The following is a 21,479-nucleotide window of genomic DNA, read 5'->3' on the forward strand; positions in this document are numbered from 1 at the left end:
TTGACAGAGAATTTCCTATTTTATACCATTACATCATTCTCATTTCAACTCACGACTGGTCCTATGTCAAGATTTAGTACAAGTTAAAATGAGGTTTTCCCCATCTTAACTTGCCATTGACTCTTCGTTCTGTTGCAATCTACGGTATAATTCTTCGTAGTCATTTGGTGACATGTAATCGCAATGACTATGGATTCGCTTGGTGTTGTAGAATGCCTCCAGATATTCGAACACCAAGCGATATGCATGATTATAATCGCGGATCTTGAAGCGATTCAGCCATTCGCGCTTGATCACTGAATGAAATGATTCAATGCAGGCATTATCCCAAGGATAAGCCTTTTTAGAATAACTGCGCTGCATGTTTGCAGTGATACGTTGGTATTCCTTGGAAACATACTGTACACCGCGATCAGAATGCATAATCAATGGTTCTTCGATTTTTCGTCTTGCCTTAGCTTTGTTTATTGTTTCAATCACGCAGGACACTTCTAATGTATTTGACAGCGTCCAGGCAATGATTTTCCTGGAATATAAATCCATAATACTGGTCAAATAGAGGAAGCCATCTATCGTCAGATATAGGTAATGTCAGAACACCAACCTACATTTGGCCGTTCTGGATTAAATTGTTCATCAAGGATATTTTGAAGTTTGCTACTGAAATCGGAGTCTCTTGTGGTGATTGTCCACGGCTTTACCCGCTGAGCCTTAATGCCCATTTGTTTCATGTACTGCCCAGCAGTACGCTCGGAAATAGTTTCTCCTATTTTTCGCAACACTTGTGTGATTTTGGGAGCACCGTAATTCTGTTTAGATTTATCGTAAATATCCTTGATTTTGGCCTTTACTGATTCCCGACACTTTTCAGCATTTGAAGGAACATGTTTCAGCCATGCGTGATAGCCAAAACGTGAAGCGCCAAGTATTTTCAACCTTCCGGAGACAGAAACACGGCGTTTAGCCTTGCGGGCTTCTTCTGCCTTCTCAGTAACTTCGAGGTAAATGGCTTCCGTCATTTTCCCAGAATGTTGATGGCTTTTTTTAATACATCAAGTGCATCCTGTGCATCACGTAGTTCATGCTTTAAACGTGCAATTTCCTTTGCTTCATCAGAAGCATAGTTGCCGGAACCACGGCTCTCAATGTCTCCGGTGTCACGCAGTTCTTTCTGCCAGCGAGACAGTGTCTGATGACTGATTCCTAAGTTTGAAGCGCAACCCTGCAATCCTAATTCTCTGTGATCATGATAATACTGGATTACATCCAATTTAAATTGTTTGTCATAGTGCTTTGCCATAATGAAATCCTCCTTCAGTGCGGTAACTACATAGTACCATAAAATTTGTAATTAAGGATTCTCATTTTGACTTGTACTATTTATATTCTAGCACCATACATCCTGTATTTCAACTCACGACCTCACGAAGAGGTCGACATTCCTTTTATAATTGCCGATACATTATTCAATATTTCAACTCACGACCTCACGAAGAGGTCGACCCGAGTCCCTTTTTTGGCAGTTGAAGACAGAAAAAATATTTCAACTCACGACCTCACGAAGAGGTCGACATTTTAGAAAGGTGGTATTATGAGTTTATACGATATTTCAACTCACGACCTCACGAAGAGGTCGACACATCTTTATTGGCAAATCTCATATAAGTATCGCTATTTCAACTCACGACCTCACGAAGAGGTCGACAACAAAATGGTTTCAGATGGGCTAGCAAAAAGAATTTCAACTCACGACCTCACGAAGAGGTCGACTTTAAACGGTCAATCTCTTTATCTGCCAGTTTCATTTCAACTCACGACCTCACGAAGAGGTCGACCAGCAGATTTAGGCTTAACTTTAGGTGCTTTAGCTATTTCAACTCACGACCTCACGAAGAGGTCGACACCGAAGGTGAAGTGATTCCGCTTTCTAAATACATTTCAACTCACGACCTCACGAAGAGGTCGACCCGATTTTTCAGAGATGAGCTGGGTCTGGAGATATTTCAACTCACGACCTCACGAAGAGGTCGACGGGATGGACGAATGCTGCGTCAAGCGACAACGGAAATATTTCAACTCACGACCTCACGAAGAGGTCGACGGTTTGAAACGAATTCACAGGGTTTTGTTGAAAATATTTCAACTCACGACCTCACGAAGAGGTCGACGAATGTTTAAAAATTGCGTATTAAAACCCGATGTATTTCAACTCACGACCTCACGAAGAGGTCGACCACGGGGATGCGTTTATTTATGCAATAATTGATATTTCAACTCACGACCTCACGAAGAGGTCGACAGCAATTTCATACAACACTACGTCATTTAAAATTGTCTTTTTTGTGCTTATATTATATTTTTGAACATTTTTTATTATACTAAAATAGTTTTTTGAGTATAATTACATTCAAATACTCTTGGTTCACGGTGCGAATATTCCAGAAAATTTCTGTGTACTTAACATTCGCACTATAATATTAGTGTATCCGTAACATCAAATCCTGGTTTTACTCCAATATGCTCTACTTTATTTTTGTATTTATCCCCAAGATAGTAAAATCGTAAGCTATCAGTTTCTTTATCGATTATATTTTCCAAAATATTTTTCACCTGCCTGCATTTTGTTGTATCCATCTGACACTCAAAAACAGAGTTTTGTACACGTTGTCCATAATTAGTGCATTCTTTTGCTACTTTTCTCAAGCGTTTTCTGCCGGTTGATGTCTGCGTATTCACGTCATATGTAATCAACACTAACATTCAATCACCTACTTCCAGAAAAATGGAGGATATTCGTCTATATCACCCCTTAAATATCTCGCTAATAACATACTTTGAACATATGGAGCCATTCCCCATTCGATTTTTTCATCTAGAAATGGATGTTTAATAATTTCTTGTTTCTTGGTTTGCCATGCTGATAAAAAAGCCTTTCTGCCTTCATCTGTCATAATGACCGCATTATTTTCTTTCTTTATAAAATATTTTTCTTTCATAATTCTCTTATTAATGAGAGTCAGGACAAACCTATCTACCATGACACTTCGAAATTCTTCCATAATATCTAATGCCAACGACATTCGTCCTGGACGAACTGTATGAAAAAATCCTACATACGGATCCAGTCCAACCGCTTCTAATGCACCTCCGCACATTCCCGCTAACAATGAATATCCAAATGACAGCATTGCATTTACATTATCCAACGGCGGTCTTTTATTTCTTCCATGAAAATAAAACTCTGTTTTTTGTTGTAAAATTAAATCATCAAATACAGAAAAATATACAGAAGCAGCCTCTCCTTCTAAGCCTAGTAATTCATCTGCACTTTCACATATTCGTATTGCTTTCATGCTCTGCGCCAGAAATGCCGATTTTCTCTTTATTTTTTCCATATCCAGACGCATTGCATAATCTCTTACAGCTCTTTCCAGTATCCATCTTGAATTATATACTTTTCCAAGAATAAAATTTCTGGCTATATGAACGTTTTCCTCTTGATTATCACTAATTCTATACTGTTGTTTCCTTAAAATAACATTTCCTTTAACTTCACCTGTAACCCTGGCCAAAAACCTTCCATTACCTGACATAAAAGATAAATCTATATTTCGTTTTGTGCAGGCCCCCATAAGTGCCGGACTGGCTCCCGTGTACCCAAAAGTAACAATTGACTGTAAATTGTGCAACGGAATTCTCCCAATTTCTTTTTGATCTTCCAAAACAACAACATTTTCTCCATCTAAAGAAAGATATTTATTTCCAGACGTTACATATAGTGTATTTAAAAGCCTTTTCATGTATTTTCCTCTTCTGAAATGATTTTATCAATATATCCGGAAACCGATTTTTTCTTGTTAAGCACAGGTACACAAATATCTATTAGTGAACAGGCATTACACTTCTTACTTGTCTTTGCTTTTGGCGTATAGCGTTGTTCATAATATTTATGCATCTCCGCAAAAATATTTCTTACTTTCTCCCGTATTGCCTCAGTAAATTCTATTTTTATACGACGTCGTACTTCTCCATAATAAATGTAACCATAAGGAATCTCACAGCATAACATTTCTTCCAAGCATAATGCTTGTGCTGCAACTTGCAGAATATCTGAATCATCTGTCTTTGGTTTTCCCCTTTTGTATTCTACCGGAACCACCTTGTAAAAGCCCTCTTTTCCTAATAAATTGATTCCATCCTCTGCTCTATGAAATTCTATCACATCACATTCGCCGCTCACTCCCATTTCCCGGGAGTGAATCGGCATTGCTCTTACAATAATCAGGTCTCCTCTTTTTTCTTTCAGACCTGCATCATGTGCATTTTCATGAAGTATTCTGCCTTCTACTGTTCTCACATTCTCCTGCCACTGCATCTCCATATAGGCTAACGCCCATTGTCTTCTGCAGAACTCAAAATGTTGAATTCCCGATAATTGAAGGAAATCTTCTTCATTATACAATATTAAAATTCCTCCGGTTCTTTGCAGCCTTCCACAGACCATGAAATATCATAATCTTCAAATTTTCTTGGATGAACTGTGTTTGCTTTAATTTGAAATCCTCTCTGAAGTTTTCCACTTGAAACAGACGGTGTTTTTTCATCATGCTGCCACCAGTACATCTTGCAAACCTCCATACTTCCCTCCGGTCTTGCTGAAGATGCATCGTTTTCAAATAATGTTCTTAACGCTTCTTTTAATACCTCTGCATCCTCTTGACTAAATCCGGTTTTTTCCGCCAGCTGAACATTAACACTGCCCATAACTTTATATACTGCAAATCCCACTCTGTGTTTTGTTCCCATTGTATCAGATGCTTTGCTTTCTTTTCCTGACTCACTGTTTACACTCTTTGTAATCTGCATACTAATAATATCTATGGGTGATAAGCTTACTGCCTGATGGATAGAAACCGGTCCTCTTACACCAAAAGATACCGGAATACCTTTAAATGCAAACACCTGTCCAAAGGTTCTCACATCTAACCACTCTCTGCAGGCAATTTTTGCACATGCATCCCTATTCGCATTTTTCTTATTTCCCATCTCCTTTTTTAATTCCTCACAGCTATCTGCACGGTCTTTCAAACTGGTATAGGTATCATCTGCTCTATCATCCGACTGAACAAAAATTTTCTGTCCTAAATCCTGAAAACGGTTTCTTATCTTTCTTTTAATACAAACATCTGAAATTTCTCCATATCCATCCATATTAATACGCGGACGATTTCCATTTAACGGATCCCCGTTTGGATTCGCATTAACTGCACTGATAAATAATGTAAAATCAATTTTCCCTTTTAATTCACTCATAGTCTACTCCTCCTTTTTTTAATTTTCTGAACTTTCTTTTTTATCTTCAACCTTCTCTTTTTTTAATTTTAAATCATATGCTTGACTATGAAAACCAAGCAAATATAAACCATCTAATCTCTTATTGTCCATGAATGTTTCTTTCTCAAACAAATCATAAATTTCATTCAACAGATTCTCGTAAAACTTCTGTGTCGCTATACCTAATTTATTCATATATGGAAGAATATTTTCTTCTATCACCTTCCAAGTTTCATAAGGTCTTTGAGAAAAAGTGCTCATATACCGCTTCGCATTTGTCACTCTTCCACCATCTTTCTCATCGTAAGTAGAATATTCAATTCTATCTGCAACAGCCAATAATCTTCCATAAAGATAATTTCTATCCTTCTCTTTATTATCTAATGCCACGTTCCATTCCTCCCCTTTTCTTTCTTTTTTATATTTTTTCACCAAAGAACATGCCAAAGTTAAAACTCTCTCCCAATTCTTTCGGTCTTTATAAGCCAACGGATTAGAAGCCTTCACTACCGCAATATTCACACAATCATATGGAATATGGCTAGCATTCCATATACATGGAAGCAACCTTTTTGCTACTTCTGCATATAGTTTTTTGCCATTTGTATCAACTATTGACAATGTTCCTTTACTCTCAATTCCATATAAAATATCCGCAATATCTCTGACACCAACCATTCCTGAAAACTGTATTCTTTTTTTCTCTTTCATTTTTTCATGAATCCAACTACAATCTTCATGCCATTTTTCTATATTTTGCAGATATCTTGCTGTATTCAATGTCATATTCTCAATCATTGCCAACCGTCCCGGAGTTGCTGCATCAAAAGCTAGCAAAATCATGTTCGATGTATTGTCAACTTTTTTCCCATATCCTTTTAACGCTTTATAAAACTTCTCAGCTGTAATGGGATTGCCATCAGACACTGCCTTTTCTTCTGACCACTCATCTTCCCATTCGTCTGATTCATTTTTCTCTAGCTCAATCCCAAAATCAGATGCAATTGAATCCGTATCCACATTCCATTTTGGCATACTTAATTGATTTGATTCCCAGGTAACAATAGTCATAGTATCAAAATAAATTCCCTGTTTTCGGATCATCCATTTCAATGCATTATGTGCTTTCTGAGATGCTACACTTCCTACAGAAAAAGCTTCCTCCTTGTCCACAAAACGCCCTCTGTAAGTAAAATTCTGGCTATCATTAGCGGAAATAAGCTTTGCACCATCACCTTCATTCCGAATTTTTTTTGAATGGAGATAAGAAATAGTTTCTATATTACCTGTCAGATAACACAATCCTTTCTCTTTTTCCTGAGATTGAACATATTGTATATAACATTCCTGTAGTGACCTATCCTTCCAACATTCATCTGGTATTTTACGATCTAAGTCAACCTCTAGCGGCCGTATGATAAAACGTACAAATGCTTTTGTCTCTGCTATTCCCTGAATGCTTTCCTTGTCATCTATCTGGTTGTTTTCATTTAATTTGATTATCTTTTGTTCCACCAGATTTTTAATCAAAGATGCTTTTTTCAAATAGAAATAAATTGCTCTGACTTTCTCATGACAGAAATCAGATTTCACCCATTTTTCAAGTTGAGAAATATAAAGTTTACTGCATTCTCCATCATCATTATAATAATCCTGATAATCTCCAGCCAAATATCTTAAATTATCACATAATGGATGAGGTTCTTTCCCTGCTGTACGGCTAAGTGATTTCTCCGTTATCGGTATAATTGTCAGCTTGTCATTCTGATTTACCTGTTCAGCATGTATAAAATTCCCATTTTCATCAATTGTCACCGTTATCTGAGCAGTTACTGTTGTATGAAACGGAGGAAGCAAAACATATGGATTTCCTTTTCGATAATCAATGATACCTACTTTGTCACTATTCTTTTCGTATAAATCCAACAATTCACTTATCCAACTCAATCTTCCACCTCCTCACTTGTAAATTCTTCTAATCCTGTAAAATTGTTTTTACCAAAAATCTTTCGCTGCATCGGACGAATGTGCCGCTTTTCAGTACAATCTTCAGGTCTGGTAAATTCTATCACTCCACCATTCTTCATTACCGGTCTCCAAAATCGTACAGTCATCTTATCTCTGTCTTCTTCAAGGATTGCTTCCTCAGCATAAGTAATTCCATGATACATAAATCCATAACTTACTTCTCCCGTCATCATATCATAATAGCCTTCACCAATTCCAAATTCACACGGCTCTACAAATGCCTGACATTCTCTTGTCCCCAAAAAAATATCTCTTCGTCCACCTCTCTGCACCATTCTTTTTGCAATATTATGATGCTTGTTCTCGTTTCTATCCTGTTCCAATTCCGGATGATTATAATTCATCTCAAAATGTGCCCTTACCTGATATCTCACATCTTTCAAATAGGTATAATAGGCAAGCTCATTTCCTCCATTGTATGCAATTGGACGTATTCCCTTTGTTTCTGTCTGAATAGGATTCATCACCCGCACTGCATCAATAATCCACATAATTGTTGGTTTCCAATAGATACTTTCCACAATTCCCTTTAAGGCTTCATAAGTTGGAATGTGATAACTTGTTTTTTCCCCACCAACACGTGTAACAGGATCCGCAAATAGTGCATATGCTCCATATACTTCAAACTCTATTGTATTCCTGTATTTTTTCATTGAAATCACCTCCTCTATAAAATGCAAATCCCCATATCTGGTTCATCTACTACACCTACTTTCTTATCATAATATCCATCACATAAGACTAATAATTCTCCATTATAACTTTGAAATAAAGCACTCCCCAGTTTTTCTTTTCTATACTCGGTAATTCCAACTGTGTACCTCTGTAATTTTCTCAAAATTTTTCTTTGGTATTCTATTGTAAGATATTCCTGAGATAACTCATTCAATAGTTCTTTTGCCTCTTCATTGTACTGAACTACAATACTCACTTTATAATCATTGCCAATAACTTCAAATTCCTGTCCGGCAGTAAGAAAAGCCTGCGGCAATTTTGTTCGTATCTTTTGATTATTTTTGCGCTCATACTGCCTCTTCCCCAACGGATTCTCACCCAGCAAATCGATAATTGTCGTTGCATATTTGTCTACCGGAAATTTTGTCTCATTTTTCTTAAGCTGAGAATAATAATTCAAATAATACGCTTTTATTGCTTCCTCTGAATCTAAAGTATCTTTAAATTTCCTTGGGTTAATCTTAAAGTCCTCTATAACTTTCTGCAATGCAGCCTGAGCATTTCTTATTTCCGATAAACGACTTAGATTTTCAACTTTTTCTGACACTTGAATAATGAAAACCGCACCCATTCCTGCCAATTCTTTATGACGATTACATCTTCCGGCTGCCTGGATAACATTATCAAGACCTGCTTTCGACCGAATCACACATCCAAATGAGAAATTCACTCCCGCTTCTACTACTTGAGTGCTAATGCAAATTACTTTTTTCATCTTGTTTTTTAAAGCCACTTTTATCTCTGTCAGCGTATCCAACTTATGCTGTGGACACATATTATTACTAAGGTGAAATAAAACATAATCCTGTGAACATACTTCTTTCAGATGTTGGAATGTCTTTAATGCACAAGTCGTTGTGTTGACAATCACTAACGTACTCTGGTACAATTCCGTCTTCTCCAATATAAAATTGCTTAAATCTTCTATCTCCATCCCACCTGGATATAAATTTGTTGCATCTATAATCTCCGTTCGTTTAAAAGCTTCTGTATACTTTTCTAACTTTCCTGCCATTTCCATACATTCACAAATATTATTTTCTTTGAGCTTCGCCAAAGTCGGCTGTGTAGCAGAACATAATACAACCGTTGTATTACAAAACTGTGAAAGAAAGTTCACAGCTAAATTGAAAAGCTCCACACATTTCACTGGAATTGCCTGCACTTCATCGAATATAATAATACTGTTACATAACGTATGCATCCTTCGAATACACGTCTTCTGGCAAGAATAGAATGTATTTAATATCTGCACCGCTGTTGTCACAATAATCGGTGAATCCCAATTTTCTGTCAAGCTACGATACTTCTCCTCCTCGCCTTCTTCACAAATCACATTGCAATGATGCTCCAGTACAACAGAATCTTTTCCTATTGCTCTTCGAATCTCCTCCGCATTCTGTTCCAATATAGATGTAAATGGCGCGATATAAATAATATGCTGTTTTCCTGTCCTTTTTGCATGATACAATGCAAAGCGTAAACTGCTGAAAGTCTTTCCAGCTCCTGTCGGAACCGTTAACCGATACAATTTTCTGTCGCTCTCAGCAGCTTTCCGGCATGAATCTGAGATTTCTTGACGATAGTTATTCAGTACATTGCCATTCTGAGAATTATTTTGAACTTCACTTTTCATATATTGCTCAAAATTTCGGATACATTCTTCCCAAATCATATACGTTTCTTCTGTTGATAGCTTTTTTTCCAAAGGAATATCCTTAAAGAAGCAAGCCGTATCATTCCAGTCACTGTCAATTAATACTGATAATGCTATTCTCAGATACATCCCATTAAAAAAATACCCATTGCCATACCCTTTTCCAAAGGATTTGCAGAAAATATTGATTTTTTTAAATAAAGCTCTATATGCCTGAACTGCTTTTTCTGAATATACATCCAATATCTCCGGATTAAAGATTTCGAAGAATTGTTCTTTAATATATTTGTAATCCAATACTTTCTCATTCCGATACTGCTGCAATCCTCGTCCATTTTCCAAATTAATACAATCTCCAACACCATGGTGAAAATATATCACTGTACTAACAAATTCTGTTACCGGCCAATCTTTTTCCTGTATTAATTCCCGACACAATCTGCCTCCCACAGTCGAATGATCCAATCCATGCTTATGAACTTCATTGCCATATCTCAAAATATTTTTGAAATCATCCTGATTCTCCTGCCCTAGTTTTCCTGCATCATGAAGCAGTCCAATCAGCATTGTCACTATCTTTAACTCAGGGAGTGGGCATACACTTTCTATCAAAGAAACTACATTTTCAGTATGTGCTTTCATTAGCTGATATCTTTGAGAATCAAAATCCACATGTGCCAGCTTTTTCTCCGTTTGAATTTTTTCTCTGCTATTCTCCATATGACACCTCTTGTATTATATGCATATGTTTTCCTGTATTTAATTTTGTTTTTTATGTACTTTTACTATAATTTTATCAAATCATATAGGATTTCACAAGCGAAAACCGAAAAAATGTTCGCATTAAGATACTTGTTCTTCGATTTGCTTATCATAAGAATCCCCTCCAAATAGGGTGACTTTTTCTTTTCTTTACTCTTTTACTATACTCTCTTTATTTTCCAAAGTCAATTTTTTTCTAATAAATTATCATATAAAAAATTTATATAATATATTTTATAACCAAATTATTTCCATTTGGCTATAAAACATCTTACTAATAAATTATCATATTTTTCAACTCACATCCGCACAAAGTTGGATGACTCTCATTCCTATTATAACAGTAGGTTTTTCTAGTTTCAACTTATATTCTCATCTAATATACGCACTTTTGTAGTATATTCGTCAAATCATGTTCCTTTTCCCCCTTCAAATCATATATAATGTTATTAATACATTACCATTTTTCTTTCTTAATAAAAAACACAGCATTTAAGCCGATATCCCTTACCACTCAACTTAAAATGCTGTGTTTTTCCATGTTTTTTTACCTATTTGGTTTTAATTAGTTTTCAAAATGAATCTCTTCCCCGTCTATAAATCTTGCTCTGATGTTCCGGTCATCCCCTATATAACAGAATCGCTCCAGACGCTCTTCTGCCGTAAGCGGTACCCATGAATCTTCCATAGTATCAATAACCAGAGCATTAAACTGATATCCCTTTTCAAAGGATCCGACTTTTCCAAAGACGCTTCCTGCTTCTTTTGTTGCATGATAAAAAGCCTGCGTAAGCGTAATTGTCTGACTCTGATCCGGCTCATAAAATTCCTTTAATTTTGAGAGCTGAACGGCACGCGCAATCTGCTTGTATATGGCAATGCTGTGTCCTCCGGCCACATCTGAACCAATAGCAATCTTCAGTTCTTCATCATGCATAGCCGCCAGCGGCATAATGCCCGCAATAATATTGGTCGTTGCGTCCGGGCAGTGAACCGAAAAACTGCCGTGCTCTTTCATGATGTGCTTGTCTTCTTCTGTCGGGAAAATAACGTGTGCAAAAATTGAAGGGCCATGGTCCATCAGACCGGCACGCTCATAAATCTCTGCATCTGAATGATATCCTGGAAAACATCTTAATGCTTCCTCTGCTTCCCAGATCGATTCCACCAGATGTGTATGCACACCGCAATGGTACTTCGCTGCAAGCATGCCGAGACCTGTCATCAGTTTTTCACTGCATGTCGGTGCAAAACGCGGTGCAAGAATCGGCTTTACTTTTTTGCTTTCTGTATGATTGGCAAGATAAATCTCTGTTTCGCGCAGGGAAGTCTCTGTTGTCTCAATAAGAAATTCCGGAGAATGACAATCCATATTGACTTTTCCTACAAAACCATACATGCCCTTTTCTTCCATTTTCCTGAACAAATAGTCTGTTGCCTCACGATGGATGGTTGCAAAAACATTGGCATGAAATGTACCATGACGAAGCATATCATCAACAAAGGCATCATAACACTGCTTTGCATAATCCATATCTTTAAATCTTGATTCCTGCGGAAATGTATAGTTGTTCAGCCAGTCTGACAAAAGGCAATCCATACCAATGCCTCTCTGCACATACTGTGCACCATGGACATGCAGATCCGAAAAAGCCGGAATGATCATCTGACGTCCATAATCTATACATTCTGCATGCTTATATTTCTCCGGAATTACCGGATAAATCCCATCGACTTTTCCACTATCCACTGCAATATAGCTGTTTTCATACACTGCCAACGCATCTGCAGATGGCGTATACACAATATCTCCATGGTATAATTTTACTGCCATATCTATTTACTCCACTCAGTTTTTCGACTCCAAATCCTATACAAAATCTGATGACAGTGCCTGCCTGCTATTTTGCTTTCATCTTTTTGATGACTTCATTGGCCCTGTCTATGAATCTGTTGTATGCCTCAAAGCTGATCAAACCATTACTATTCATATCCAGATAAGATCTGACTGCCCAGAAACTCCAAATAATACCTTTTTCAAGATTATCATTCACCTGATCTGCGGTCACAAGCCCCTGCTCTACGAGGAATTCATAGAACATTTTCTTCACTTCAGGATACTGGAACATTTCATAAAAACCACAGTCATAGCCCAATGGTACAAGATATTTTTCACCGGATTTTGTAATTTCTGCAGACACTGCCACATTCATGCTGTCATGACAGATTTCAATCGCATAGGTGCCATTCTCAATCACCCAGTCTTGCACCTTTGGATCATAATAAGCAAAATCTCTACGCTCCAACGAAAAACATACCTGCTTTTTCTCACCCGGCTGTAAAAATACCTTCTTGAATGCTTTTAATTCTCTCACCGGTCTTGGCAGTCTTGTCTTCATCTTTGGTTCAATAAAAAGTTCTACAACATGTTTTGCCGCTACAGCACCTGTATTGGTCACATCAACTGTCACGATTGTATGGTCATTCTCTTCGCTGACCGCCAGATGATCATATTCAAATGATGTATATGACAAACCATATCCGAAAGGATAGGCTGGCTGAATACCCTTCTTTTCATAATAGCGATATCCGACATAGATATCTTCCGCATATGGAATTTCATATACATTACCATCAAATGAAAGGTAGGCCGGTGTATCCTGCAGACGCTCCGGAACTGTGTTGGCCAGACGACCGGATGGTGATACTTTTCCAAACAGAATATCTGCAATGGCACTACCCATACCTTCACCTGAAAACCATGTCAAAAGTACGGCCGAAACCTGATGACGCCATGGCATTTCACAAACTTCTCCACTGGATAAGATAACAATACAATTTTTATTCACTGCAGAAACAGCATCAATTAATCGCGTCATTCCTTCCGACAATTTGATATCTTTACGATTATAATCATCATCTTCACCAGGAAGAAAACTTCCCACAAACAGAAGAACCTGATCCGCTTCCTTTGCTGTTTGAACGGCTTCTCTAATCAATTCATCTGTTGTCGTTCCATCGGCCTGATATCCCTCTGCAAATTTAACTTCACACTCTGTTAAATACGGAATCATCTGATCATACGGTATATCAACCTTTCTTGCATGAACTGCTGCGCATCCGGTTCCCTGATATTTCGGTTCTTTTGCCATATGTCCCAGTACAGCAATTTTCTCACCTTTTTGTGGTTTTAACGGCAAAATCTGATTTTCATTCTTTACAAGAACCATAGACTCTGCAGCAGCTTCAACTGCCAACCAATGACTGTCTTCATGCTTCACTGTATCCCATCCTGCTTCCCACTCTTTTAATTGGAAAACAAGTTTCAAAATTCGCGCTACTCTTTCATCAACCAACTTTTCATCCAGCTGTCCAGTCTCTACAGCTTGTTCAAGATAAGCAGCAGAACTCTTGCTTAAAGGCATCTGAAGATCGATCCGTCCTTTACTTGCTTCAACCGGATCTTTAACGGCTCCCCAGTCGCAAACGACAGTACCGTCAAATCCCCATTCGCCCTTCAGAATATCTCTTGTTATTCTGTTATCACCGCTGACTTCTTCTCCATTAATCTTATTATAAGCGGTCATCAGACTCACCGGATGTGCTTTTCTCACAACCCGCTCGTAACCTGCAAGATAAATCTCCCGTAGTGCTCTTTCACTAACATGTACATTCACACGCGTACGCCTGGAATCCGAATTATGACATGCAAAATGTTTCATACATGTGCCGACACCTTCATGCTGTACACTGCTCACAATCGCTGCTGCCATCTCACCTGTTATAACCGGATCTTCTGAATAATATTCAAAATTTCTTGCCGTCAATGGATGTCTGTGAATATTCATTCCCGGTCCCAAAAGCATATTAATTCCAAGTTCCTTGCACTCACCTGCAAGTTTTTTACCGATTTCTCCGATCAACTCTGTATCCCATGAAGAGGCAATAGCAGAGCCACTTGGAAAACAAGTGGCTCTGTATGTACGTGACATGGCTTCCTCATTGTCAAAACTGCCACCAAGGCTGTCATAAAAAGACATCTCCTCTGGCTGATCAGAACCACTCTGAAATCTTACACCGCTTGTTCCATCGCTTACCAGAATTGATGGAATGCCAAGTTTTTCATAATCTCTTGTTCTCCATGAATTCTTTCCTGTACACAAGAGAACTTTTTCATGCAGTGTCATTTTGCTGATGATTTCTTCAATTTGTTCTTTTTTCATTGATTAACCTGCCAATTCTGTAAATTTAATTTTTGAGCTATTATTTAGAAAGGTTATCCCAGGCATCCTGAAGCTCCTGAAGGAATTCATCGTTTGTGGATTTGCCTGCACCAAGTTTCTGTACAGCTTCACCTGCTGCCTGCGCAAAACCATCCGGATAGAATGTATAGTAGATGTTGTCTACTTTGCCTGCTGCCATGTAATCAGAAACAGCTTTGCCAAGAGTACCAATACTGTCCGCATCTGCTTCCATATTGTTGTATGCAGGAATCAGCTGTAAGGTCTTTGTCATGCATTCTTTACCTTCATCAGATGTAACAAGCCAGTTGATAAAGTCTTTAACTGTATCAAGATTCTCGGAATCCTTGTTGACACCCCAGTATGTACCTACCAAATATAACTGATCATTTTCTTTTTCATCACTAGAATAAGGAATACCCATCAGACTTACAGGCAGATCCGGGTTGATTGCGTCATACGTTGGCTGTGACCAGTTACCGCCGATTGTAATAGCCATATCACCGGAACCAACTAAAGATGTCTGTGTATTAAAGTCTGTTGTTGAAGGATTTGTATCTAAAGCATATTCAAATGTAATGAAATCTGCCAGTTCTTCAAATACTTTATTTCCCACAAATGATGCAGAACCATCCGACAAACCATCAATGAATGCCTTAGGATCTTCCTGGCCAGCAAAACCAAGGTTGATCATAAAGTTGCCTAACTGATACCAGTCCATATAAGTTTCTGAAATAGGTACGGATACACCGGCATCTGCCAGCTTCTGTACATCTTCTGCTAATTCTTCTTTTGTTGTCGGTACTTTTGTAATACCTGCCTGTTCAAAAAGTGCTGTATTATAAACATAACCTGCTGCCTCTACAGACAAAGGAAATGCAACCACTTTACCGTCAAGCGTAACATTTTCTGCTGAAGTATCTATCATTTCAGATGTAAAAGGTTCACCTGTCAGATCTGCTAACTGTGACTGCCACACAAGTGCATCTGAATACCCCTGAATACTGAAAATGTCCGGTGCATCACCGCCTGAAAACTTTGTCTTCAAACTCGTTGCATAATTATCAGATGCAGACTCGCAGACGAATTTAACCCCTGGATGAGATTCAGAGTAAACTTCACACACCTTCTCAAGGGCATCCTGAATTTCTGTTTTCATCTGATAAATATAAATTGTCTTCTCCTCACCATCTGCTGCCTGAGATGCCACCTGTGTATCAGATCCTTCCGCTGCACCTGTTGTTTCCTTTGCACCACTGTTGCCGCATGCAGCCATGCTGAGCATCATTGCAACTGTCATCATTAAAGCTGCTGCTTTTTTCATCTTCTTCATCGTCTTCCTCCTTAATCATTTAGTTAAGTTTCCTCTATTATTTAACCTTTTACAGCCCCGGCAATAACACCGTCCATAATCTTTTTCTGTAAAAGAATAAATACAATAACAATCGGCAAAATCGTCATTACCAATGCCGGCAATGCAATATCCCATTTACTGGCGTACTGTCCGAATAATCTGCTGATTGACAACTGAATCGTCATCAATCGTTCATTATTCATCATAATTAACGGAACCATAAAATCATTCCATATCCAGAACATATCCATCAACACCACGCTGACCATTGTTGGCTTCAAAAGCGGAATGATGATTGAAAAGAAAATTCTTGTTCTTGAACAGCCATCAATTCGAGCTGACTCTTCCAGTTCCACCGGAAGCCCTTTGACCGCACTCTGCATCATAAAAAACGCAAAAGCAAGACCGATTCCCCAATAAGTCAGAATTGTTCCAAACATAGAATTATTAAGTCCCAGTACTTTCATTACCTGTACAAGGGGCAGCATCAATGATGCAAAGGGAATCAACATCGATAATATAACAAAGGTCTCAAAGACTTTTGAATATTTCGTCTGATATCTGAATGTCCAATATGCAGTCATCGCCGCAAGTAAAGTAATACCTGCAACAGAACCTATCGTCAAAACGGCTGTATTCTTCAAGACATGCAGTACATTCACTTCTTTGAATGCCTTTACATAATTTTCTATCTGAAAAACATCCGGCCAGCTCAAAGGCTTTGTCAAAATCTGAGCTAATGGCTTAACTGAGTTCATCACAATTAAAAAAAGCGGATATACGAAGATTAATGCCAGAATCAATACAATCACAAATATAATGGCTTTTTGCTTTTTCGCTCTTTTGTTCATTACATCAATTCCTCCTCTTTCTTTCTGGAGAAATACATCTGGACAGATGTAATAACCAGGATAATCACAAAAAATACAAAGGATTCTGCTGTTGCAAGACCATATTTATTATTCGCAAAGGCATCATTATAAATATTCAATGCAAGAGATACGGTGGAGCCATATGGCCCTCCCTTTGTCAAAGAATAATTCAGATCAAACATCTTAAATGCCTGAGAAATCGTCCAGAACAGGCATAATGTAATATATGGCATACATAAAGGCAGCTTGATCTTAAAGAAAATCTGAAATGCGTTGGCACCATCAATCTTGGCTGCTTCAACAAGTTCTGAAGAAATGCCGGTTAACGCAGCAATCATGATAACCATCACATACCCCATCCCCTGCCATACGGATACAATCACAATGGCTGCATAGGCTGTCATTTCTGTTCCAAGCCACGGAGTCATCAACGGCCCGAAATGCAATAATTTGCCGATTGCAGGTACACCATTGATAAAAATAAACTGCCATACAAAACCAAGAATCAATCCTCCGATGATATTCGGAAGATAAAATACAACTCGAAACGCACTTTGCAACGGAATTTTTGTCGTTAACAGTGCTGCCATCGCAATACCTGCTATGTTCATGCAAACAACATTACATATTGCAATAATGAATGTAAACTTGAATGCGCCGAGGAAATTACTCTTTCCGGTAAAAATATCTATGAAATTCTTGATACCTATAAATGAAATATTTGAAGATACACCGTTCCAGTCTGTAAACGAATAGCCAACACTGATGATAAACGGTATAATAATGACAATGAGAAACACAATTGATGCCGGACCCAAAAATAAAAGATGTTCCCACAAAGCCGGACGATTAAAAGACTTCTTCCTATTCATAAAACGCTATTCCTCCCTCACCCTTACCGGCAGATACCGGTTACTAATAGCACCTGATATTTTTATTCGTTGAATTGATATCTCTATTATAATCAATCCCTGTGAATAATCATCTCATTTTTTAACAAGTAAAATGCATTTTTTTGATGTTTTATTTTTGACTCATCATCATTTTTTTGATGTTTTATCTGTTTTTATTCTTTTAATTGACATTATTTGACTTATAAATTATACTAATATTACATTTATTTATCATTTTTTTGATATTTTTATGCTATGAATTTTCAAAAGGGAGGCAATTATGGATTATTTTCATGAAACGATCAAAGTTCCTGAACAATTTCTCGCATGGGTCTATCTTCAATCAGAAAATTGTATTACCGATGTCAAGAAGCACTGGCATCGAAGTCTGGAAATTTCATATATCATCAAAGGTTCCTGCTTATTTGAAATTAACGGACATGAACTCGAAGCACATCCTCATGACATCCTGTTAATCAACAGCTGCGACATTCATGGCTGTCATACAAACTATCATTCAGAAAGCGAAATGCTTTCGATTATCTTTCCATATAGTTTTCTCATGGCTGTTTTTCCGACTTTTAATAATTACCGCTATATCGTAGAGCCTTCATCTGATGCTTATAATAAATTGGAATCTGCTTTTGCGGAAGTTTATCCGATTTTCCGCAATCGCAGCCAGCTTCCTCTTTATCAACTAAAGCTCAACAGTTTCTTTTATGAAATTCTTTACATTCTGTTTTCCGAATGTAAAGCCCCAAAACTCGTTCCTCATTCTATCAAATCACAGAAGCATATTGAACGCTGCACAGAAATTATCGACTATATTGATAACCATTATATGGAACCACTTTCATTAGAAATGCTGGCCGATGTTTTTTCACTCTCAAAGGAACATCTCTCCCGTACATTTAAAACATACATGGACACCACTTTCAAGAAATATCTGACCAGCATCCGTGTTCATCATGCCTATCAGAATCTGATGGACACAGATCTGTCTATACTGCAAATTGCTCTGGACAACGGTTTTTCGGATGCACGGGCCTTCTCCAGTGCTTTTTACAGCTATTATGGCGAAACACCTCTCAAATACCGAAAAAACAGTAAAGACTCCGATATGTCCCATCAAAAAAGAGCCTATTTGAGAACTCATGGTTTTCTGTAAACCAAAAATAAAACCGTTCCAAATCAGTATCCTTTTTCAAAAATACTGTTGGAGCGATTTTTTAATCTCTATCGGTTTGCTTAAATGTATATTCATACCCGCATCCAGACATTTCCGGATATCCTCCTGAAATGTTTACAATTCTTTCTTATTATCAGCACTAGGTGTTGTCACAATCACTTTCTCAGGCGTAATGATCAAATATTGATTTGATGATGCATTTATCTTTATACTCTATTGATTTTTCTTACCGACGCGTCTATACTGTGTGTTAACATCAATATGTTGCATCGTTTTTCTGCCTTGTATTTGCAGACAAACCTAATATTATTTTATTAATGGAGGAATCATTATGTCTACCTTACATAAAGAAGCGCAGGGAAAACAGCTCCGACTTCGGATCCGCATTGAAAATATCACAATCGCTTTGCTGGCTGTATTTTCGCTTTTCTTGTTTATACTCACATTTTTCCCATTTTCAAAAATATCGCAGACCATGCAGGTCTCTTTTGAAATGGGCCGAATGGTTCAGCGTGCATTCTCAATTATCCTTTTTGTCCTTTCCCTGCAGTTATGGAAGAGGAAACGAAACGCATGGTCTGTTGCCATGTTTATCTTTGTCTTGAATTTCTTAAGAGGATTGATCGGTATGGGGCATCCGATACACAATGTCCTTATGTTGTTTGACCTTCTCCTATTTGTTTTGTTTTTCTTTTTCAGAAAAGACTTCTGCTGTCCCGCCGGACGTGAAAATCGCAGACAAACAGGACTTCTTGTTCTTCTGGCTATTGCAGGCGTACTGGCCAATACAGGCATTACCTGGCATTATATGCGTCTTGGCATGGATGGAAATGAATCCGTTTCTATTTCTGAAAGTTTTTCACAAAGTATTGGCACGATGTTTGGTATGGGTAATCTCCCAACATCCATGGTCAACCAGCACGGAACGGAACTGGTTCTTTTCTGGTTCAGCTGGGGCTGTATCCTTGCCGCAATTCTTTTCGCCATGCGTCCATGGATCCAAAAGCAGGCACATGGCGTTCAGGAACTTCAGCATGCACGTACACTTTTAAATTTGTACAGTCAAAATCCATGTTCCTATCTGGCACTGGAAGATGATAAATGTCTCTATTTTGGTCATACTGTTGACGGTGTCCTTCCATATGGCATAGTTGGCGACACCATCATTGTCAATGGAGACCCTGTTTGCAAGGATGAAGATTTCCCGGCACTTCTGGCTGAGTTCAAAAATTTCTGTCAAAAGAGTGCGCATAATATTTTCTTTCTCGGTTTAACGGATTATTATCTTTCTGAATATGAAAAGCAGGGCTTTGGCCTTGTAAAAAGCGGCGAAGAGGCTCGTTTCAAGCTTTCTGACTATGAAATTACCGGCAAAAAGGGTGCTAAAATGCGTATGAATATCAATCATGCCACCAAAGCCGGTGTCACCGTCCATGAATACAAAGTTCTTGAAAAACGTGACCCTGCCATAGACAAAGAATTCGACCGCATTACCAATGAATGGCTGGAAGGTAAAAAAAGCGGCATGTTGCAGTTTACCATGGGTACCGTCGGATTGGAAAATCCAATGGACAAACGTTATTTCTATGCACTGAATTCAGATGGGAAAATGGTTGCTTTCATTGTCTTTGTACCATTTCTTGGCAAAAACGGTTATATGGCGGATGTCACAAGGCATGGCAAGGATGCTCCCGGCGGTGTAATGGAAACGATTATTTATCAGGCATTCCAGGTATTTAAAGAAGAAGGTATTGGATACGGCAGTCTCGGTGTTGCCCCATTAGCCGGTTTGGATACAGAAAGCAAAAATCCAATGGAACGTCTGCTTCGATTTATCTATGATCATTTGAACGATTGTTATGGTTACCGTGATCTTTATCAGGCAAAGAAAAAATACAGTCCGACAGAATGGGTGCCTTCCTATTACGCTTATCTTCCAAAATATCCAACACCTAGCATGCTCTATGCTGCAGTTGAAATTCAGAATCCGCACGGCATCCGCGGTTATATTATGATCATTCTGAAAGGTGAACTGAAACGTTTAAAGAAATAGTGCCAAGCACCGGATCATCCGAGAATTTTAAACCTTTCCAATATCCAAATATTAAAAAAAGCTGTTGCTTTACAAATCTCATCTGTAAAACAACAGCTTTTCTATTTTTGTTTATCTATTTTATGGTCATCGGGGTGACAGGATTCGAACCTGCGACCTCTTGATCCCAAATCAAGCGCTCTAGCCAAGCTGAGCCACACCCCGATATAAAACATTATAAAAATAAAAACCATGCACCTTCAAAACTGCATATCATAAAACACTCTGCCTTTTAGAACCATTTTGGTCAAGTCCTCGACCGATTAGTAACAGTCAGCTCCGGACATTACTGCCCTTCCACCCCTGCCCTATCTACCTCGTC

17 protein-coding genes, 1 tRNA gene and 1 CRISPR repeat array are annotated in these 21,479 nt (G+C 38.1%); of the genes, 2 read left to right on the forward strand and 16 right to left on the reverse strand.

What is annotated here, in order from left to right; all coding sequences use genetic code 11:
* Positions 1 to 105: 105 nt before the first annotated feature.
* From HED67_RS17015 to HED67_RS06675, 15 genes are all read right to left on the reverse strand, one after another.
* On the reverse strand, positions 106 to 579 hold the full coding sequence (locus HED67_RS17015; protein ID WP_331467090.1) for a DDE-type integrase/transposase/recombinase: 474 nt from the start codon (positions 577 to 579) through the stop codon (positions 106 to 108).
* Positions 576 to 1,019: an IS3 family transposase gene (locus HED67_RS17020; RefSeq protein WP_246612126.1), complete on the reverse strand. Its 444-nt coding sequence runs from the start codon at positions 1,017 to 1,019 to the stop codon at positions 576 to 578. The genes HED67_RS17015 and HED67_RS17020 overlap by 4 nt, the downstream gene beginning before the upstream one ends.
* Positions 1,016 to 1,300, reverse strand: coding sequence for a transposase (locus tag HED67_RS06615; protein ID WP_221717804.1), 285 nt, complete (start codon positions 1,298 to 1,300; stop codon positions 1,016 to 1,018). The genes HED67_RS17020 and HED67_RS06615 overlap by 4 nt, the downstream gene beginning before the upstream one ends.
* Positions 1,301 to 1,406: 106 nt before the next feature.
* A CRISPR array of direct repeats spans positions 1,407 to 2,299; the repeat unit is 32 nt; unit sequence ATTTCAACTCACGACCTCACGAAGAGGTCGAC.
* Between the two features lie 170 nt (positions 2,300 to 2,469).
* Complete coding sequence (gene cas2, locus HED67_RS06620; protein ID WP_221717805.1) at positions 2,470 to 2,760, reverse strand: CRISPR-associated endonuclease Cas2; 291 nt, start codon at positions 2,758 to 2,760, stop codon at positions 2,470 to 2,472.
* Between the two features lie 8 nt (positions 2,761 to 2,768).
* Positions 2,769 to 3,800 carry a type I-C CRISPR-associated endonuclease Cas1c gene (gene cas1c / locus HED67_RS06625; protein ID WP_221717806.1) on the reverse strand — a complete coding sequence of 344 codons (1,032 nt, stop codon included), beginning with the start codon at positions 3,798 to 3,800 and terminating at the stop codon, positions 2,769 to 2,771.
* The gene (gene cas4 / locus HED67_RS06630) at positions 3,797 to 4,504 is read right to left on the reverse strand and encodes a CRISPR-associated protein Cas4 (RefSeq protein ID WP_221717807.1); all 708 of its coding nucleotides are present in this window, start codon (positions 4,502 to 4,504) and stop codon (positions 3,797 to 3,799) included. The genes cas1c and cas4 overlap by 4 nt, the downstream gene beginning before the upstream one ends.
* Complete coding sequence (gene cas7c / locus HED67_RS06635; RefSeq protein ID WP_221717808.1) at positions 4,465 to 5,313, reverse strand: type I-C CRISPR-associated protein Cas7/Csd2; 849 nt, start codon at positions 5,311 to 5,313, stop codon at positions 4,465 to 4,467. Before cas7c ends, cas4 begins: the two co-directional genes overlap by 40 nt.
* Positions 5,314 to 5,331: 18 nt before the next feature.
* Positions 5,332 to 7,281, reverse strand: coding sequence for a type I-C CRISPR-associated protein Cas8c/Csd1 (gene cas8c, locus HED67_RS06640; RefSeq protein WP_221717809.1), 1,950 nt, complete (start codon positions 7,279 to 7,281; stop codon positions 5,332 to 5,334).
* On the reverse strand, positions 7,278 to 8,015 hold the full coding sequence (gene cas5c / locus HED67_RS06645; protein ID WP_221717810.1) for a type I-C CRISPR-associated protein Cas5c: 738 nt from the start codon (positions 8,013 to 8,015) through the stop codon (positions 7,278 to 7,280). Before cas5c ends, cas8c begins: the two co-directional genes overlap by 4 nt.
* A 14-nt stretch (positions 8,016 to 8,029) precedes the next feature.
* The gene (gene cas3, locus HED67_RS06650) at positions 8,030 to 10,474 is read right to left on the reverse strand and encodes a CRISPR-associated helicase Cas3' (protein ID WP_221717811.1); all 2,445 of its coding nucleotides are present in this window, start codon (positions 10,472 to 10,474) and stop codon (positions 8,030 to 8,032) included.
* A gap of 607 nt (positions 10,475 to 11,081) precedes the next feature.
* Positions 11,082 to 12,350 carry an amidohydrolase family protein gene (locus tag HED67_RS06655; protein ID WP_221717812.1) on the reverse strand — a complete coding sequence of 423 codons (1,269 nt, stop codon included), beginning with the start codon at positions 12,348 to 12,350 and terminating at the stop codon, positions 11,082 to 11,084.
* Between the two features lie 67 nt (positions 12,351 to 12,417).
* Positions 12,418 to 14,739, reverse strand: coding sequence for a glycoside hydrolase family 3 C-terminal domain-containing protein (locus tag HED67_RS06660; protein WP_221717813.1), 2,322 nt, complete (start codon positions 14,737 to 14,739; stop codon positions 12,418 to 12,420).
* Between the two features lie 40 nt (positions 14,740 to 14,779).
* Positions 14,780 to 16,090 carry an ABC transporter substrate-binding protein gene (locus HED67_RS06665; protein ID WP_221717814.1) on the reverse strand — a complete coding sequence of 437 codons (1,311 nt, stop codon included), beginning with the start codon at positions 16,088 to 16,090 and terminating at the stop codon, positions 14,780 to 14,782.
* A gap of 41 nt (positions 16,091 to 16,131) precedes the next feature.
* Positions 16,132 to 16,962 carry a carbohydrate ABC transporter permease gene (locus tag HED67_RS06670; RefSeq protein ID WP_221717815.1) on the reverse strand — a complete coding sequence of 277 codons (831 nt, stop codon included), beginning with the start codon at positions 16,960 to 16,962 and terminating at the stop codon, positions 16,132 to 16,134.
* Positions 16,962 to 17,855 (reverse strand): carbohydrate ABC transporter permease, encoded by an 894-nt coding sequence (locus tag HED67_RS06675; RefSeq protein WP_221717816.1) that lies wholly within the window; start codon positions 17,853 to 17,855, stop codon positions 16,962 to 16,964. The genes HED67_RS06670 and HED67_RS06675 overlap by 1 nt, the downstream gene beginning before the upstream one ends.
* Before the next feature lie 301 nt (positions 17,856 to 18,156).
* Between HED67_RS06675 and HED67_RS06680 the strand changes: the two genes are divergently transcribed.
* Positions 18,157 to 19,044: an AraC family transcriptional regulator gene (locus HED67_RS06680; RefSeq protein WP_221717817.1), complete on the forward strand. Its 888-nt coding sequence runs from the start codon at positions 18,157 to 18,159 to the stop codon at positions 19,042 to 19,044.
* Positions 19,045 to 19,396: 352 nt separating this feature from the next.
* Positions 19,397 to 21,118, forward strand: a complete 1,722-nt coding sequence (locus HED67_RS06685; RefSeq protein ID WP_221717818.1) for a bifunctional lysylphosphatidylglycerol flippase/synthetase MprF — start codon at positions 19,397 to 19,399, stop codon at positions 21,116 to 21,118.
* Positions 21,119 to 21,247: 129 nt separating this feature from the next.
* On the opposite strand, the gene HED67_RS06690 is transcribed toward HED67_RS06685, so the two are convergent.
* Positions 21,248 to 21,322: transfer RNA gene (locus HED67_RS06690), tRNA-Pro, on the reverse strand.
* Positions 21,323 to 21,479 lie beyond the last annotated feature (157 nt).

It is taken from the genome of Pseudocoprococcus catus (genome assembly GCF_019734885.1).
Classification (GTDB): Bacteria; Bacillota; Clostridia; order Lachnospirales; family Lachnospiraceae; genus Coprococcus_A; species Coprococcus_A catus.